This is a genomic window from Mycetocola sp. BIGb0189 (assembly GCF_024810155.1).
Lineage (GTDB): Bacteria > Actinomycetota > Actinomycetes > Actinomycetales > Microbacteriaceae > Mycetocola > Mycetocola lacteus.
On sequence record NZ_JANUED010000003.1, the window covers coordinates 189017 to 205543 of the forward strand.

Genomic DNA, 16527 nt, shown 5'->3' on the forward strand with positions numbered 1-16527 from the left:
GGCGTCGAGTCGCTGGGGTGCCGAGTCGCTGACTTGCTGAGTCGCTGGGGCACTGGGGTGTTGAGTCGCCGAGTCGCCGAGTCGCTGGGGCACCGAGACTCCGGCTGGGGTGCCGAGACGCTGAGCCGCTGGGGTGCCGAGTCGCTGAGTCGCTGGGGCCCCGAGGCACATGCCTTTTTAAACGCGACCCCGTTTTGACACGTAATTGACGCCTCAAAACGGGGTCGCGCGCGCAGGGGGTATGCCCCCGGGACGACGATCGAGTGTGGCCAGGCCGTGTTGAGACGGCATCCAGGGCTAGTAAACCGTGCCGACACCGCCACCGACACCGACACCGCCACCGCCGCCCACACCGGTGCAGGTGCTGGTCCGGGTCCTGAGGCTACGGAGCCGCGGGTGCCTCGGTGGTGGTGGAGCGGCCGAGCGGGATCACCAGGGGTGAGCCGGTGACCGGGTCGGTGATGACGCGGCAGGGGAGCGCGAAGACATCCTCGACCAGTTCCTCGGTGATGACCTCGGTGGGGGTTCCACTGGCGCGCACGGCACCGTCCTTCATCGCGATCACGTGGGTCGCGTAGCGTGCGGCGTGGTTGAGATCGTGCAGCACGGCGACCAGGGTTTGTCCACCCTGATTGAGGTCGCGGAAGAGCTCGAGCACGTCGATTTGGTGGGCGATGTCGAGGTAGGTGGTCGGCTCATCCAGGAGCACGGCCCCGGTTTCCTGAGCCAGGACCATCGCGACCCACACGCGCTGCCGCTGTCCACCGGAGAGCTCCTCAACCAGGCGGTCGGCGAGCTCGGTGGTCTTGGTGGCGGCAAGCGCCGCGGACACGGCGGCCTCATCGGCGGCAGACCAGCGGGTGAACAGTCCCTGGTGCGGGTAGCGGCCGCGGGCCACCAGATCGGCGACCCGGATGCCATCGGGCGCAATCGAGGTCTGCGGCAGCAGGCCCAGCCGACGCGCGAGTTCCTTGGTGCCGAGTTTGGCGATGTCGCCTCCGTCCAGCAGCACGGTGCCCTCACTCGGAGTGATCAGCCGGGCCAGCGAGCGCAGCAGGGTCGACTTCCCGCACGCGTTGGGACCCACGATCACCGTAAACGAGCCGTCGGGAATCTCGACCGAGAGCTCGGAGCTGATGACCCGGCGATCGTAGCCGATCGAGACTGCGTCGGTGCGCAGCTTCGCGCTTGAGGGGGCGAGCGTCGATGCCTGCTGGGTCATGTTTCTCCCGACGTGGATGGGGTGTAGTGAGGGTATCCTCACCACACGCTAGCGCGAATTTACGGGAATCGTGCCGACGTGGTGTCGACGTTACGACGCCCGACGGTTCGATTCCGGCACCTCGGCCTCGACCTGGTCCGCGGCGGCGGGCACCGCGAGTCCCAGCAGGGTCTCCAGTGCCTCCAGATAGCGGTCGTGCTCACCGGCGCGAGCCAGCTCCCGAGCACGCACGGTGGGCACGTGCAGCATCCGTCCCATGAGGTGGCGCAGGGCGCGTTCGGCCACACCGTCGGGGTCGCGCGGGGCCACCCGAGCCACCTCCTCCTCGAGGATCGCATGGGCGTGTCGGCGCATCGCGACCACGGCCGGGTCCAGGCCCTGCTCGGACGTCACCTGAATGAACTTCTTCGCGGCCCGGTTGACCAGCACGCGGGCGTGATCGGTAGCCTGGACCTCCTCGAGCGGGGCGTGCAGGCGGATGGTTTCCAGATCCAGTAGCTCGATGCTCCCGGCCTCCACCACGTTGGGGTTGACGTTGCGGGGCAGGCCCAGGTCAATCACCAGCTGGCGGGCGGGTGCGACCACCGGGCAGCCGGGCGCATCCTCATGTCCGAGCTGGGGTGGTGCGAGCGGGGCGTGTCGCCTTCCGGTGGTTACCGTGTCGGCATCCAGCACATAGTCGGTGGCCGTGGTGCAGGTCACAATCAACGAGGCTTCGGCCACCGCGGTTTCAAAGTCGGCGGCGGCCACCGGTTCAATATCGTGGCTTTGGGCGAACTTTGCCGCGCGTCCCGAGGGGGAGTAGACCGCCACCTGGGTCACGCCGCGATCGCGCAGGGCCGCCAGGCTGGCCCCGGCGTAGGCACCGGTGCCGATGAGCAGCACCTGCAGGGCCGACCAGTCGGGCACGCGGCTGTCACTGAGGTCGAGGGCCAGGCGCACCAGGGAGCGTCCGGCGCGTCCCAGCGGGGTCTTATTTTTGACCGCGCGAGAGGTCTGGGAGGCGCGCTGAAACAGACGTTCGAGGTCGCTCGTGGTGGTGTCCTCGGCGCGGGCAAATTCCAGGGCCCGGCGCACCTGACCGGCGATTTCCCCCTCGCCCACGACCACGGATTCCAGACCCGAGGACACGGCGAACAGGTGGCGCGCGGCCTCCTCGCCCACGTGCAGATCCCAGGTGTCCACGAGCTCGGCGGAGTCGAGATTTGCCGAGGACGCGGCGGCCGCGGTCAGCGCCGCGCGTGCCTGGGGCGGGGTGCCCGCGCTGTCGAGTTCCACGTACGCCTCGAAGCGGTTGCAGGTATTGATGATGACGGCCCCGGCGATGGTCGGGTCGGCGTCCAGCAGGGCGCGCTCAAGGCGTCCCTCGGCGGCGGAGAGACGTTCGAGAAGGTCGAAGGAGGAGTTCTTGTGGCTCGCGGTCAAACAGATCAGCACCCATCCATACTAACCCCAGATTTTTCGCGTCTGACCGGGACATACTTCCCGACACTCTGTCGGTGGCGACTCGACCGGGTGTCGGCAACTTTTGCCGTGAGGTTTGAGATGATGGGGTCATGCTTGTCCCCACCACACACCCGCTTCAGGCGGGCCTCACCGCCGAATCCCCCCTAATTTCGGCGTATCGCGGCATCCGTCCCGCCACGACCCCCGTCTGGTTCATGCGTCAGGCCGGGCGTTCGCTGCCCGAGTATCGCGAACTGCGTGTCGGCACCGAAATGCTCCAGGCGTGCCTCACCCCGGAGCTGGCCAGCGAGATCACGCTGCAGCCGGTGCGTCGCCACGCGGTGGACGCGGGCATCTTCTTTAGCGACATCGTGGTTCCGCTCAAGCTGGTTGGCGTGGATGTGTCGATCGTGCCCGGTCGCGGACCGGTCATGGGTAAGGCCGTGCGCACCGCCGCCGACGTAGCCGAGCTGGTGCAGAACGATCCCGCCCAGCTGGATAGTGCCCTGGGCCCGATCATTGACGCCGTCGCCCGCACCGTGGCCGAGCTCGGCACCACGCCGCTGATCGGGTTCGCCGGCGCGCCGTTCACCCTCGCCGCCTACCTGGTGGAGGGGGGCCCGAGCAAGGATCACATCCGCGCCCGCACCATGATGCACGCCGACCCCGAGTCCTGGGCCGCGCTGATGACCTGGACCGCCGAGATCACCGGCCGCTTCTTGCGTGCCCAGGTCCTCGCCGGCGCATCGGCCGCGCAGCTGTTCGACTCCTGGGCCGGATCGCTCTCGCCCGAGGACTACGTGCGCCACGTGGCCCCGGCCAGCGCCCGCGTGCTCGACTTCGTGCGTGATCTGACCTTCGAGGTCTCCGGCACCGAAACCCGCGTGCCGATCGTCCACTTCGGTGTGGGTACCGGCGAGATCCTGCCGCAGATGCGCGATGTGGGGGCCGATGTGGTGGGGATCGACTACCGCACGCCGCTGGATGAGGGGATCCGCCGCCTGGGCGCCTCCGTCCCGGTCCAGGGCAACGTGGACCCGGCGATGCTCGCCGCCCCCTGGAACATTCTGGAGGCGCACGTGCGCGACGTGCACCGCCGCGGGCTCGATGCCCCCGCTCACGTGATGAACCTCGGCCACGGCGTCCCGCCGGAGACCGACCCGACCGTGCTGACCCGCGTGGTAGAGCTGGTGCACTCGCTGTGATCGAACCGCGTCATGTTGTGATCGTCGGCGGCGGGGTCGCCGGCCTGGTGGCCGCACTCGACTGCCTGCGCGTGGGTATCCGCGTCACGGTGATCGAGGCCGCCGAGCTGCTGGGCGGATCGGTCTCCCCGGTCACCGTGGGCGATACCGTCCTCGATGGCGGTGCCGAGAGCTATGCGACCCGCGGCGGCCACGTGCGTGAGCTGCTGGTGGAGCTGGGCCTTGAGGATCAGATCGTGGCCCCGAACCCGGCCGGTGCCTGGCTGCGCCGCACCGACGGTGCCTCGGTGCCGCTGCCCAAGACCGCGCTGCTGGGAATTCCGGCCAACCCGCTGGCCGAGGATGTGCGCCGAGTGATCGGGTCCAAGGGCGTCATGCGCGCCTACCTGGACCGCGTGCGTCCGGTGCTGACCATCGGCCGCGAAAAGAACCTCGCCGAGCTCGTGCGCAAGCGCATGGGCGATGCGGTGCTCACCGAGCTGGTGACCCCGGTGGTGCGCGGGGTGTATTCGGTGGGTCCCGAGGAGATCGACGTGGATCGCGTCGCCCCGGGCCTCAACCAGGCGCTGACCCGGACCGGTTCCCTGGGGGCGGCCGTGGCCGAGCTGACCGATGCCTCCGGCCCCGCCCGCGCGGGTGCCAAGGTCGAGGGGATCATCGGCGGCATGCATACGCTGGTTTCGGTATTGGCGGCGGAGATCATCCGCCGCGGTGGCGTGATCCAGACCGGGACGCCGGTGGCCGGGCTGCACGCCGGTGCGGTGTCCGCCGAGGACCTGCCGATCATCGACTCCGAAGATTTTGTGGCCACCGAGGGCTACTCGATTCCCGAGGCCCCGGGGGAGCATACGCTCTGGACCCTGCGCCTGGAAAACCACTCGGTGCTCTACGCCGACCGGGTGATTGTGGCCACGGCCGAGCTGCCCGCGTTTGACCTGCTGGGCCCGGTTGTTGCGGCCCTGGCCGAGGAGACCGCCCAGATTTCCCCCGAGGTGGTCCTCGCCTCGCTGCTGCTGGACGCCCCGAACCTCGACGGGCACCCGCGCGGCAGCGGCGTGCTGATCGCCGGCCATGCCGGACAGAGCGGCGTCCAGGCCAAGGCTCTGACCCACTCGAGTGCGAAGTGGGCCTGGCTCGCCGAGGCGCTGGCCGAGCATCCCGGACGTCATGCGGTCCGGCTGTCCTACGACCCGGTGGCCCTGGGGGAGCGGGACGACTCCGAGCTGGCCGAGATCGCCCGCACCGATGCCGCCGCGATCCTCGGCGTGGACCTGCCCGCCGAGAGCGTGGCCGGGTTCGCCCGTACCCGCTGGCGCAGCACCCCGCCGGGTTCCGCTCAGGGCGCGCGGGAGCGTGCCGAGCGGATCCGTTTGGCCGTGGCCGCGGTTCCGGGACTCGATGTCACCGGTGCCTGGCTGTCGGGAACCGGGCTCGCCTCGGTGGTCCCCGACGCCCATGAGACGGCGAAGCGCGTGCGCCACCTGATCGCCGCCGAATACCTGGAGAACGGCGAACTGGCCGCTCCCACCCAGACCCCCACATCCGATAACAGTCCGAATTCAAAGGAGTAGCTTTGTCCATCGACACCAGCCCGGTAAACACCCCGGACTCTCCCTTCGGTTACACCCTCTGGCTTGTCCTGCGTCGTAACCCCGCGTTCCGTGGCGAGTACTCCGACGCCGCCGTGGCCGAGCTGAACGCCGCCGTGGACACCCTCGCCGAAAACGGCGTGGTCACCCGTGGCTTCTACGACGTCTCGGGCCTGCGCGCCGACGCCGACCTGATGATCTGGATCCACGGCGACCGTGCCGAGGACCTGCAGTCGGCCGCCCGTGTGCTGCGCCGCACCGAGCTGCTGCGCGAGCTGCTGCCCACCTGGAACGCGCTGGGTGTGCACCGCGAGGCCGAGTTCAATAAGCGTCACGTGCCCGGCTTCCTGACCGGCAAGGATCCCAAGCAGTGGATCACCGTCTACCCGTTTGTGCGCAGCTACGAGTGGTACCTGCTGCCCGAGGACGAGCGTGCGCGCATGCTCGCCGAGCACGGCCGGATGGGTGGCACCTTCCGTGGGGCCATCGCCAACACCGTGTCCTCCTTTGCCCTGGGGGACTACGAGTGGATTCTGCCGATCGAGTCGGATGAGCTGACCGAACTGGTGGACATGATGCGTGAACTGCGCGCGACCGACGCCCGCCGTCACGTACGCGAAGAGGTACCGTTCTATACCGGCCGGCGGATTCCGGCCGCCGAGATTGTTGAGGTGATCCGATGAGTGACCTGCAAACCCCCGCCCAGACCGGCGGCTGCGGCGGCAACTGTGCCTGCTCGCGTGAGGGCTCGGCCGAGGCCGTGACCATCGAAACCGCGCCGGCCGCGACCGATACTTTGGCAACCGAGGCCGCCGCGCCCCGGGCTGCTGCTCCCGCGGACATCGTGCCCGGTGCGACCGAGGCCGCCGCGTCCCAGACTGCTGCGCCCGTCGCTCTCGTGCCCGGTGCGACCGAGGCCGCCCGTTCCGGTGCTCCCTGGGTCGAGACTCCGGTGGACTATGACGCGATCCTGCTCGCCGGCTTCGGCGGGCCCGAGGGTCAGGACGATGTGATTCCGTTCCTGCGCAACGTGACCCGCGGCCGCGGCATCCCCGAGGAGCGCCTCGAAGAGGTGGCCGTGCACTACCGCCACCACGGCGGCGTGAGCCCGATCAACGACCAGAACCGTGAGCTCAAGGCGGCCCTGGAGGCCGAGCTGGCCAGCCGCGGCATCGACCTGCCGGTGATCTGGGGAAACCGCAACTGGAACCCCTACCTGCGCGACGCCGTGCAGGAGGCCCACGATCGCGGCTACCGGAAGCTCATCGCGATCGCGACCAGCGCCTACTCCTCCTTCTCCTCCTGCCGTCAGTACCGCGAGGACTTCGCGATCGCGCTGGATGAGACCGGCCTGGAGGGCCAGATCGAAATCGACAAGGTGCGTCAGTTCTTCGACCACCCCGGCTTTGTGACCCCGTTCATCGAGGGTGTCGGCGATGCGCTGGCGAAGATCGTCCAGGATGTGCGCGATATCGACCTGGCCCGCGAGGTCAAGGTCCTGTTTGCGACCCACTCGATTCCGTCCACCGACGCCGTGCGCTCGGGTCCGTCCGAGCGCGGCTTCGGCGAGGGTGGCGCGTATGCCGCCCAGCACCTCGCCGTCGCCGAGGTGGTGATGGCCGCGGTTCAGCAGGAGCTGGCCCTGGACCAGGATGTGCCCTGGGAGCTGGTCTACCAGTCCCGTTCGGGCCCGCCGAGCATGCCCTGGCTTGAGCCCGACATCAACGACGTGATCGAGGAGCTGCCGGCCGCCGGTACCCGCGCCGTCGTGATCGTGCCGCTGGGCTTCATGAGCGACCACATGGAGGTCCTCTGGGACCTGGACAACGAGGCCACCGAGTCGGCCGAGAACGCCGGACTGTACTCGCTGCGGGTGCCCACCCCGGGTACCCACCACGAGTTTGTGAAGGGTCTGGTGGACCTGGTTCTGGAGCGTCGCGACGGCACCCCGGTGTCCGAGCGTCCGGCGATGACCGACCTCGGTCCCTGGTATGACGTGTGCCGTCCGGGTTGCTGCGAGAACGTGCGGGCGGGCTTCAAGCCGGCCCTGGCGGGAATCGCCCCGTGACCGAGCAGTCTTCTCCCGCTGCCCCGGGTACCGTTCTGCGGATCGGTACCCGGGGCAGCGCCCTGGCGCTGGCGCAGACCGGCGATATCGCCCGCGCGATCACCGCGGCCACCGGCATCGAGACCGTCCTGATCCCGGTGACCACCCACGGTGACGTGACCCGGGCCTCGCTCGCGAGCCTCGGCGGCACCGGCGTGTTCGCCTCGGCCCTGCGCGACTTCCTGCTCGCGGGGGAGTGCGACCTGGTGGTCCATTCCATGAAGGACCTGCCCACCGCCGCGGCCCCGGGCCTGGCGATCGGTGCGGTTCCCGTGCGGGCGGATGCACGAGACGCGCTGTGCGCGCGCGACGGGCTGACCCTCGCCGAGCTGCCCGAGGGCGCCCGGGTGGGGACCGGATCCCCGCGGCGGATCGCGCAGCTGCGTCGTCGCCGTCCCGACCTGGAGATCGTCGATATCCGTGGCAACATCGACACCCGCCTGGGCTTTGTGAGCTCGGGTGAGCTGGATGCGGTGGTGCTCGCGGTGGCCGGCCTGGAACGCCTGGGCCGAGACGGTGCGATCACCGAGCGCTTCGAACTGTCCGAGTGGCCGCCGGCCCCCGCCCAGGGTGCGCTGGCGATCGAGGTTCGGGCGGAGTCCGTGGCCGCACCGGTGACCGATCCGATCCGCGCGGCCCTGAACGCCATCGAGCACCCGGAAACCCGTGCGGAGGCCGCCGCCGAGCGCGCGGTGCTTGCCCGCCTGGAAGCCGGATGCGCGGCACCGATTGGGGCCCACGCGGTCCTTTCCGACGGTACGCTGGCGCTGCACGCGGCCGTCTACGCTCCCACCGGGACCGACCTGCGCGAACGCACCGAGGGTGTCGAGGTCTTGGCAGACACGCTGCTGACTGCCGCCGCCGAGCTGGGATCCGACCTGGCCGATGCGCTGCTCGCCGACGGTGCCGCCGAGATTGCGCCGCTGACCTAGACCGATGAATACACACGCAGAACCCGCCATTCACGGCACCTGTTCGGCCCTCGCGGGCCGCCGCGTCCTGGTGCCTCGCGATGGACGCTGGGGTGTTCAGGTTGCCGAGAACCTGGCCGCGCACGGCGCGACTCCGGTGATCGCTCCGGTGATCGATTTCGAACCGGCTCCCGATGCGGCGGCGCTCGAACAGGCGCTTGAGCAGCTGGCCGCGGGGGCATTCGACTGGGTGACCGTGACCAGCGCGACCACGGTCCGGGTGCTGCGTGCCCATGCCGCAAAAATTCCGGAGACCACCCGGATCGCCGCGGTAGGCACCGCAACCGCCGCCGCCCTGGCCGAGGCCCGTTACCGGGTGGATTTGATGCCGCCCGAGGATCACACCGCCCGCGGTATGGTCGCGAGCTTCGGTGCGCTGCACGCACACCCCGGTCTCGGCCGGGTGCTGGTGCTGGACTCGGCCCTCGCGGGCCCCACCCTGGTGGACGGGCTTGCCGCTCTCGGTGCCGACGTGATCCGGGTGCACGCCTACTGCACGATCCCGGTGGAACTCACCCCCGAGGTGCGCACCGCGCTGGCTCTCGGCGACATCGACGCGATCCTGGTGACCTCGGGGAGCGTGGCCGTCCAGATCATCACCCAGGTGCCCGACCTGTCCGCCGACGTGGTCAGGGTCAGCATCGGGGATCGCACCACCGAGGCGGCCGAGGCTGCCGGGCTGGCAATCACCATCGAGGCACCGATCCGACATGCCGAAAGCATGATCGAGGCCCTGGAAATCCACTATTCTTCCCCCACCCCCGGACTCGCCGTGCCCGATCGCGGCGGAGAGGACACCCCATGAATTCCCTGCCCGAGCGGCCCCGCCGCCTGCGCCAGTCCCCGGCGATGCGTCGCCTGGTTTCCGAAACCCGGGTGGATCCCGCACAGCTGGTCCTGCCGCTGTTTGTGAATGAGGACCTCACCGAAAAGCGCGCGATCGGCTCGATGCCCGGCGTGTTCCAGCACACCCTGGACAGCCTGCGGGCCGCCGCGACCGAGGCAGCCGAGGCGGGCGTGGGCGGCGTGATGCTGTTCGGGATCCCGACTGTGCGCGACGCCGTGGGCAGCCAGGCCGATGCGCCCGAGGGCATCCTGCAGCGCGCGACGCGCGCCCTACAGGCCGAGGTGGGCGACGCGCTTGTGGTGCAGACCGACCTGTGCCTGGACGAGTTCACCGACCACGGCCACTGCGGTGTGCTCACCGAGGACGGTGCCGTGGACAACGATGCCACCCTCGAGCGCTACGTCTCGATGGCGCTGGCTCAGGCCGAGGCCGGCTCGATGTTGCTGGGCCTCAGCGGCATGATGGACGGTCAGGTCGGCGCGATCCGCGCAGCCCTGGACCGCGCCGGTCACATCGACACCGCGCTGCTGGCCTACTCGGCCAAGTACGCCTCGGCGTTCTACGGTCCCTTCCGCGAGGCCGTGGACTCGCAGCTCCAGGGCGACCGTCGCACCTATCAGCTTGATCCCGGCAACCGCCGCGAGGGCATGCGCGAAACCCTGCTGGACCTCGCCGAGGGCGCGGACATCGTGATGGTCAAGCCCGCGATGTCCTACCTCGACGTGCTCGCCGACGTGGCCGCGATGTCCACCGTCCCGGTGTGGGCGTACCAGGTGTCCGGTGAGTATGCGATGATCGAGGCCGCCGCCGCAAACGGCTGGATCGATCGTCGCCGAGCCATCGAGGAGTCGGTGATCGGCATCCGCCGTGCCGGTGCCGACGCCGTGCTCACCTACTGGGCCACCGAGCTGGCCACCTGGCTGCGCGCCTAAACTTTCCCGTTCCCGATATCTAGGAGCCCCCATGACCCACGCCGATAACGCCGACCTCTTTACCCGCGCCAAGTCCTCGATTCCCGGCGGGGTGAACTCCCCGGTACGCGCCTACGGTTCGGTGGGGGGAACGCCGCGTTTCCTGGTGTCCGCCCAGGGTGCCCGGGTGACCGATGCCGAGGGTACCGAGTACGTGGACCTGGTGTGCTCCTGGGGCCCGGCGATCCTCGGCCACGCGCAGCCCGACGTGGTGCACGCGGTGCAGGAGGCCGCCGCGCGCGGGCTCTCGTTTGGGGCGTCCACTCCGGCGGAGACCGAGCTGGCCGAGCTGATCCGCGAGCGTGTGAGCGTGAACGGGGTGAGCCCGATCGAGAAGGTTCGACTGGTCTCCACGGGGACCGAGGCGACCATGACCGCGATCCGGCTGGCGCGCGGATTCACCGGGCGCGAGCTGCTGGTGAAGTTTGCCGGTCACTATCACGGACACTCCGACGGCCTGCTGGCCGCCGCGGGTTCGGGCCTGGCGACCCTGGCGCTGCCGGGTTCGGCCGGGGTGACCGCGGCCACCGCCGGGCAGACCCTGGTGGTGCCCTATAACAACCTGGATGCGCTGCGCGCGGTCTTCGCCGAACACGGCGAGAACATCGCCGGGATCATCGTCGAGGCAGCCTCGGCCAACATGGGTGTGGTCCCGCCGGCACCGGGCTTCAACGCCGCGCTGACCGAGCTTGCGCACGCCCACGGTGCCCTGGTGATCCTGGATGAGGTGCTCACCGGATTCCGCGTGGGACCCGCCGGATTCTGGGGTCTGCAGGCCGCGGCGGGGGAGGACTACGTGCCGGACCTCTTCACCTTCGGCAAGGTCATCGGCGGCGGCATGCCGCTGGCCGCTCTGGGGGGCCGCGCCGAGGTTATGGACCACCTGGCCCCGCTCGGCCCGGTGTATCAGGCCGGAACGCTCTCGGGAAACCCGGTTGCCGTTGCCGCGGGCCTGGAGACCCTGCGCCGCGCGACCCCCGAGGTATATGCCCACCTGGACATTGTCGCCGATACCCTCTCGTCCGCGGTGTCCGCGGCGCTCACGGTGGCCGAGGTCCCTCACGTGGTACAGCGCGCCGGCAACCTGTTCTCGTTTGTGTTCGCCGAGGCGGCCCCGGTGAACTACGCCGAGGTTCAGGCACAGGATGCCTACCGCTACGGTCCGTTCTTCCACGCGATGCTGGATGCCGGCATCAACCTGCCGCCGAGCGTCTTCGAGGCCTGGTTCGTCTCGGCCGCGCACGATGAGGACGCCGTCGCCCAGATCCTCGCGGCGCTGCCCGCCGCCGCCCGCGCCGCAGCGGAGGCCACTCCCGCCTAGCCCCTCTTCCGATCCAGACCCGATGCCCGGGACAGATTTTCCTGTCCCGGGCATCGCTGCGTTTACCGGAAGTTCACAGACAAACGTTTTGCGAATGCCCCCTCCACGGGGTATATTCCATGTGGAATAGTTTTGTTGGAGGAAATAGTGGCCGAGGTTACACTCAAACCGATCGAGATCGTGGCGTTGGGGTTGCTCCTGGAGCGTCCGATGCACCCGTACGAGATGTATCAGATCGCCACCCAGCGTCGCGAAGACACCGTGGTGAAGGTGAGCCCCGGCTCGCTGTATCGCGCGGTCTATGCGCTGGAGCAGAAGGGATACGCGATCGCCGCACAGGTGGAACGCGAGGGTGCTCGTCCCGAACGTACCCTGTTTGAGATCACCGATCCCGGCCGCGAGCGACTGTTTGTGGATGTGGCCGAGCTGCTGCGCACCCCGATGACCGAGCGCCCTCGCGTTCTGCAGGCGCTCTCCGAGGCGCACGTGCTGCCCGCACCCCGGGTGCGCGAGCTGCTGACCGAGCGCGTGGAGCAGCTGCGAGCCCGGGTAGACAAGCTCCGCGGCGATATTGCGATGGTTGAAAGTCTGCGTGTGCCCGAGATGTACTGGATCAACGCGCCCTATCAGCTCACCATGTACGAAGCCGAGATCTCCTGGGTCGAAGCTCAGCTCGCCCGCCTCGACTCCGGCGCACTGCCCTGGGAAGACTGCCGATCGCCCGAGGAGCGTGCAAGCGCCACCGCGGCCAAAACTCGCAACTTCTATCCGGCCCCCTAAATTTTTGATCCCCCTCAGTAGAAAGTGACACTCATGTCAACACCTCCCGCTACCGCCGTGCGGCCCTGGCCGGCGCTGTGGTCGCTGGTCATCGGGTTCTTTATGATCCTGATTGATACCACCATCGTTTCGGTGGCAAACCCCGCGATCATGCGCGGCCTGCACACCGACATCAACACCGTGATCTGGGTGACCAGCGCCTACCTGCTGGCCTATGCCGTTCCGCTGCTGATTACCGGCCGCCTGGGTGACCGGTTCGGTCCGAAAAACCTCTACCTGATCGGTCTGACGATCTTCACCCTGGCTTCGCTGTGGTGCGGCCTGTCGGGCAGCGTCGAGGTCCTGATCATCGCCCGCACCGTGCAGGGTCTCGGTGCCGCGCTGATGACGCCGCAGACGATGGCCGTCATCACCCGCATCTTCCCGCCGGATCGTCGCGGCGCGGCCATGGGCCTCTGGGGCGCCACCGCCGGTGTGGCGACCCTGGTGGGTCCGATCCTCGGTGGCGTCCTGGTGGACGGCGTCGGCTGGGAGTGGATCTTCTTCATCAACGTCCCGGTGGGTATCGTCGGCTTCATCATGGTGTGGCGCAACGTGCCGCAGCTGGCCACCAGCCCGCACCGCTTCGACCTGGTGGGCGTGTTCCTGAGTGCCGCGGGTATGTTCCTGCTGGTGTTTGGTATCCAGGAGGGTGGCACCTATGACTGGGGCACCATCGTGGGGCCGATCAGCGTATGGGGTCTGATTATCGCCGGCATCGTGGTGCTGGCAGCCTTTGTGGGCTGGCAGGCGATCACCAAGTCCGAGCCGCTGCTGCCGCTGGACCTGTTCAAGGACCGCAACTTCTCGGTGGGTAACCTGGTCATCACGACCGTCGGGTTCACCATCACCTGCATGTCTCTGCCGCTGGTGTTCTTCTACCAGACCGTGCGTGGGCTGACCCCGACCCAGTCGGCGCTCATGCTCGTGCCGATGGCCGTGATCTCCGCGGGTCTCGCACCCGTGGTGGGCAAGATGATCGACCGGGTCAACCCCAAGTGGTTTGCGCTATTTGGTCTGACCGTCCTGTCGGTCTCGCTGCTCTGGTACTCGCTGCTGATGACCCCGGATCAGCCGCTGTGGATGATGCTCTTCCCAAGCGCGCTCCTCGGTTTCGCCAACGGTTTCATGTGGGGCCCGGTATCCAATATGACCACCCGGAACCTGCCCCCGCATAAGGCCGGTGCCGGTTCGGGTGTGTTCAACACCACCCGTCAGATCGGTGCGGTGCTGGGTAGTGCCAGCATCGCCGCGCTGATTCAGGCCCGCCTGACCGCAGAGATGCCCGCCGCTCCGGGTGGAGCCTCGGGGCTGTCCGAGATCGGTGGGGGAGAGCTGCCGGTGTTCCTGCACGAGCCGTTCACCACCGCGATGTCGCAGACCCTGCTGCTGCCCGCGGCGATCGCCCTGGTGGGTGCCGTGTTTGTGCTCTTCTTCCAGAAGCCGAAGAAGGCCGCGTGGGCCGCGCCGGAGACCCGCGCCGCGGCGTCGGTTCCTGCCGAGGGATAAACGTCCTCGTTCTCACCTCACGCATCGCGCGATATGCCCCAACCGGCATGTCGCGCGATGTGTGTTTGTGGGGGAGGGGCCGCCGCGTAGCGCGGGGTAACCGCGGCGGCCGCTTGCCGCTGGAATCCGCGAAACGACGCGCCCGAGCCCGGATGCCGGCGGCTGCGGCGCGTCGCCCCGAATCTCGGGCCGGAGGGTCGTTTGGGTGTCGTCTCAGGGGTGCTCGATTGGGAGATCGGTGCCGCGGTGTTGTAGAGTATAAGAGTTCCAAGCGCGAGAGATCGGGCAAGGAAATCTGGGTCTGTGGCGCAGCTGGTAGCGCACCTGCATGGCATGCAGGGGGTCAGGGGTTCGAGTCCCCTCAGATCCACCCCGGTGCAGTAGCACAGTAAAAACCCCGTCTTCGGACGGGGTTTTTGCATTGCACCGCGAGCGGCGTTTGCCACTCCCGGATCGGGGTGGCGTCGACTTGCGGCGGATGCCACGATGGGGTGTGCCTAAATCCTCCCACTCGCGCAAAAAGATCGCGCGTCGCCTGAGCCGCTCGCTGACCGAATGTATCCCGGTTGAAATTGTCGACCGCTTCTCGGATGGGGAAACTCGCACGGGTCTGGTGTTGGCCCTGGGGGAGGACTGGATCCTGCTGCAGAGCATTCGTGATGCGGGGTTCTACGATGGCTATGCCATTCTGCGTCGAAAGGACATTCGCCGAGTCCGCCTTCGGGACACCTTTGTTCCCTATTTGCGTGAGCACCGCGAGTGGCCGCCACCGCTTCCCGCCGGGGAGATCAACCTGGCTTCCGCGGCGACCATCCTCGCCGATGTGGCACGGATTGCTTCGGTCTTCGTTTTTGCCGAGGAGTGGCGTCGCCCCGGTGCGGTGTGGTTAGGGACCCCGGTGGAGTGGGATGCTCGGGCAATGTGGATCGTGATGATCAACCCGGACTGCACCTGGGAAGACGGTGCCCGAGAGGCCCTGTTCACAAACCTCACCCGGGTGGAGTTCGACGATGACTACAGCCGCGCCGTCCACGCGGTCGCCGGGCCCATGCCTGCCTGGGGATCCGAACCCTCGGAGGATCCAGCCTCGGTTTAGCGAGCCGTGTGCAAGGTGGCAATTGCCGCCTGCCACGTGCCACTATGGGGTGTGAAAAACACGCAGCAGAAACCATCGAAGATTTCCCGGAGACTCGAGCAAAGTTGGCGTGAGGCTGTGCCCGTGCGAATCCAGCACGAGGGGACACCCGGAGAACCCCTCGACGGTATCGTGCTGGACGTCTCGGCGGAATGGACCCTGCTCGCCCGGCTGCGTGATGGAGCCTATCTCGACGGTTACTCGGCGATCCGGACCGCGGATATTTCGGCGGTTCGTCCGGACGACCGCTTCCTGCCGTTCCTGAAAGCCCAGCGGAACTGGCCGCCCGCGCGGCCGACCCACCCGATCGATCTGGGGAGCGCGCAGGGCGTGGTTCGGGGTGCACTCGACAACGCGCCCGTCCTCGGGTTTTACCGGAGCACCGCACCTTCCGGGGGTTTCTGGATTGCGCACGGGATTGCCGTCGTCGAACCGCACTGGTGGTACCTGACGATCTCGCCGGAGGGAACCTGGGATGAGGGGGATGAGCGGGCACGAATCGACGAGGTTTCCCGCGTCGATTTCCTCACCGACTACCTCTCGGTCCTCCAGAAGAGCGCGGGCTCGCCGCCCGAGGACTCGGTCATGGTGCCCCGTCCGACGGGTGCCGCGCGCTAGCAAATTCGGGGACGGCTCCGGGAGCGAGAAGCCGGGCAGAGCCACCCTGGGAATTTCTACAGGTATGTTATACAGTTAACCTGTACGAATGGAGTTCCTCATGATTCTCACGAAGTTTGCCCACGCCTGCGTTGTGCTGGCTACCGATACCGCCTCGCTGGTGATTGATCCGGGGACCTTCACCCCCGAGGCTGCCGCCCTCCTGGAGTCGGTGGATGCGGTCCTCATCACCCACGACCATTTTGACCATGTGGACGAGGAGACGCTGAAAGCGGCGCTCACCGCCCGTCCCGAGCTGCGGGTGTTTGCGCCTCAGACGCTCGCCGAGCGACTCTCCGGCGGTTCCGTCCACGCCGTCTCCGACGGGGAGAGCTTTGCCGTGGGAGGCATCGATGTGCGCGTCTTTGCCGGCCGGCATGCGGTGATTCACCCCGATATCCCGCAGATCGACAATGTGGGATACCTCGTGGGTGGCACGGTTTTCCATCCCGGCGATGCCTATCTTGTGCCCGAGGTTCCGGTCGAGGTGCTGCTACTGCCCACGAGCGGGCCCTGGACCAAGCTCGGAGACGCGGTGGGATATGTGCGGGCGGTCGCCCCCACCCGGGTTGTGCAGATCCATGAGCTGATGTTGAGCGAGCTGGGTCAGCGATCCACCGCCAACTTTATCGGAGCCGAGGGGCTGACCGATGTGCCGTTCCTGATGCTGCCGCCGGGGGAGGGTCTCGACGTGGGTCCGGTGTCGTCGGTCGGCGCGTAGTGGCTGT

The 16527-nt window shown here is 68.1% G+C and carries 16 protein-coding genes and 1 tRNA gene; 15 read left to right on the forward strand and 2 right to left on the reverse strand.

Translation table 11 applies throughout. The annotated features are described in order from the left end of the window. The first annotated feature begins 60 nt into the window (after nucleotides 1-60). The gene (locus M2390_RS05685) at nucleotides 61-198 is read left to right on the forward strand and encodes a hypothetical protein (RefSeq protein WP_259177560.1); all 138 of its coding nucleotides are present in this window, start codon (nucleotides 61-63) and stop codon (nucleotides 196-198) included. 184 nt (nucleotides 199-382) lie between these two features. Here M2390_RS05685 and M2390_RS05690 read toward each other — a convergent pair whose 3' ends face one another. Together M2390_RS05690 and M2390_RS05695 are read right to left on the reverse strand one after the other, a co-directional pair. Beyond that, on the reverse strand, nucleotides 383-1222 hold the full coding sequence (locus M2390_RS05690; protein WP_259177561.1) for an ABC transporter ATP-binding protein: 840 nt from the start codon (nucleotides 1220-1222) through the stop codon (nucleotides 383-385). A gap of 90 nt (nucleotides 1223-1312) precedes the next feature. After that, nucleotides 1313-2659: a glutamyl-tRNA reductase gene (locus tag M2390_RS05695; RefSeq protein ID WP_259177562.1), complete on the reverse strand. Its 1347-nt coding sequence runs from the start codon at nucleotides 2657-2659 to the stop codon at nucleotides 1313-1315. Between the two features lie 119 nt (nucleotides 2660-2778). On the opposite strand from M2390_RS05695, the gene hemE reads away from it, so the two are divergent. The 14 genes from hemE (at nucleotide 2779) to M2390_RS05765 (ending at nucleotide 16520) form a co-directional block, all read left to right on the forward strand. Beyond that, on the forward strand, nucleotides 2779-3873 hold the full coding sequence (hemE, locus tag M2390_RS05700; protein ID WP_259177563.1) for a uroporphyrinogen decarboxylase: 1095 nt from the start codon (nucleotides 2779-2781) through the stop codon (nucleotides 3871-3873). Further along, entirely contained in the window at nucleotides 3870-5444 is a 1575-nt protein-coding gene (locus M2390_RS05705; protein ID WP_259177564.1) for an NAD(P)/FAD-dependent oxidoreductase, read from the forward strand. The genes hemE and M2390_RS05705 overlap by 4 nt, the downstream gene beginning before the upstream one ends. 8 nt (nucleotides 5445-5452) lie before the next feature. After that, a complete protein-coding gene (hemQ, locus tag M2390_RS05710) occupies nucleotides 5453-6145 on the forward strand; it encodes a hydrogen peroxide-dependent heme synthase (RefSeq protein WP_396822692.1) in 693 nt (230 codons plus the stop codon). Between the two features lie 215 nt (nucleotides 6146-6360). After that, nucleotides 6361-7530 carry a ferrochelatase gene (locus M2390_RS05715; RefSeq protein ID WP_396822693.1) on the forward strand — a complete coding sequence of 390 codons (1170 nt, stop codon included), beginning with the start codon at nucleotides 6361-6363 and terminating at the stop codon, nucleotides 7528-7530. Next, nucleotides 7527-8501, forward strand: coding sequence for a hydroxymethylbilane synthase (hemC, locus tag M2390_RS05720; RefSeq protein WP_259177567.1), 975 nt, complete (start codon nucleotides 7527-7529; stop codon nucleotides 8499-8501). Before M2390_RS05715 ends, hemC begins: the two co-directional genes overlap by 4 nt. A 4-nt stretch (nucleotides 8502-8505) precedes the next feature. Then, nucleotides 8506-9345 carry a uroporphyrinogen-III synthase gene (locus tag M2390_RS05725; RefSeq protein WP_259177568.1) on the forward strand — a complete coding sequence of 280 codons (840 nt, stop codon included), beginning with the start codon at nucleotides 8506-8508 and terminating at the stop codon, nucleotides 9343-9345. Beyond that, a complete protein-coding gene (hemB, locus tag M2390_RS05730) occupies nucleotides 9342-10319 on the forward strand; it encodes a porphobilinogen synthase (protein WP_259177569.1) in 978 nt (325 codons plus the stop codon). Before M2390_RS05725 ends, hemB begins: the two co-directional genes overlap by 4 nt. A gap of 31 nt (nucleotides 10320-10350) precedes the next feature. Continuing rightward, nucleotides 10351-11679 carry a glutamate-1-semialdehyde 2,1-aminomutase gene (hemL, locus tag M2390_RS05735; RefSeq protein ID WP_259177570.1) on the forward strand — a complete coding sequence of 443 codons (1329 nt, stop codon included), beginning with the start codon at nucleotides 10351-10353 and terminating at the stop codon, nucleotides 11677-11679. 147 nt (nucleotides 11680-11826) lie between these two features. Continuing rightward, nucleotides 11827-12459, forward strand: coding sequence for a PadR family transcriptional regulator (locus M2390_RS05740; RefSeq protein ID WP_259177571.1), 633 nt, complete (start codon nucleotides 11827-11829; stop codon nucleotides 12457-12459). Between the two features lie 33 nt (nucleotides 12460-12492). Continuing rightward, nucleotides 12493-14007, forward strand: coding sequence for a DHA2 family efflux MFS transporter permease subunit (locus M2390_RS05745; protein ID WP_259177572.1), 1515 nt, complete (start codon nucleotides 12493-12495; stop codon nucleotides 14005-14007). Nucleotides 14008-14304: 297 nt separating this feature from the next. After that, nucleotides 14305-14377 (forward strand) — tRNA-Ala (locus tag M2390_RS05750). A 123-nt stretch (nucleotides 14378-14500) separates the two neighbouring features. Next, the gene (locus M2390_RS05755) at nucleotides 14501-15103 is read left to right on the forward strand and encodes a hypothetical protein (RefSeq protein WP_259177573.1); all 603 of its coding nucleotides are present in this window, start codon (nucleotides 14501-14503) and stop codon (nucleotides 15101-15103) included. A gap of 123 nt (nucleotides 15104-15226) precedes the next feature. Next, nucleotides 15227-15760 (forward strand): hypothetical protein, encoded by a 534-nt coding sequence (locus M2390_RS05760; RefSeq protein WP_259177574.1) that lies wholly within the window; start codon nucleotides 15227-15229, stop codon nucleotides 15758-15760. A 100-nt stretch (nucleotides 15761-15860) separates the two neighbouring features. Next, entirely contained in the window at nucleotides 15861-16520 is a 660-nt protein-coding gene (locus M2390_RS05765) for an MBL fold metallo-hydrolase (protein WP_259177575.1), read from the forward strand. Nucleotides 16521-16527: the final 7 nt, after the last annotated feature.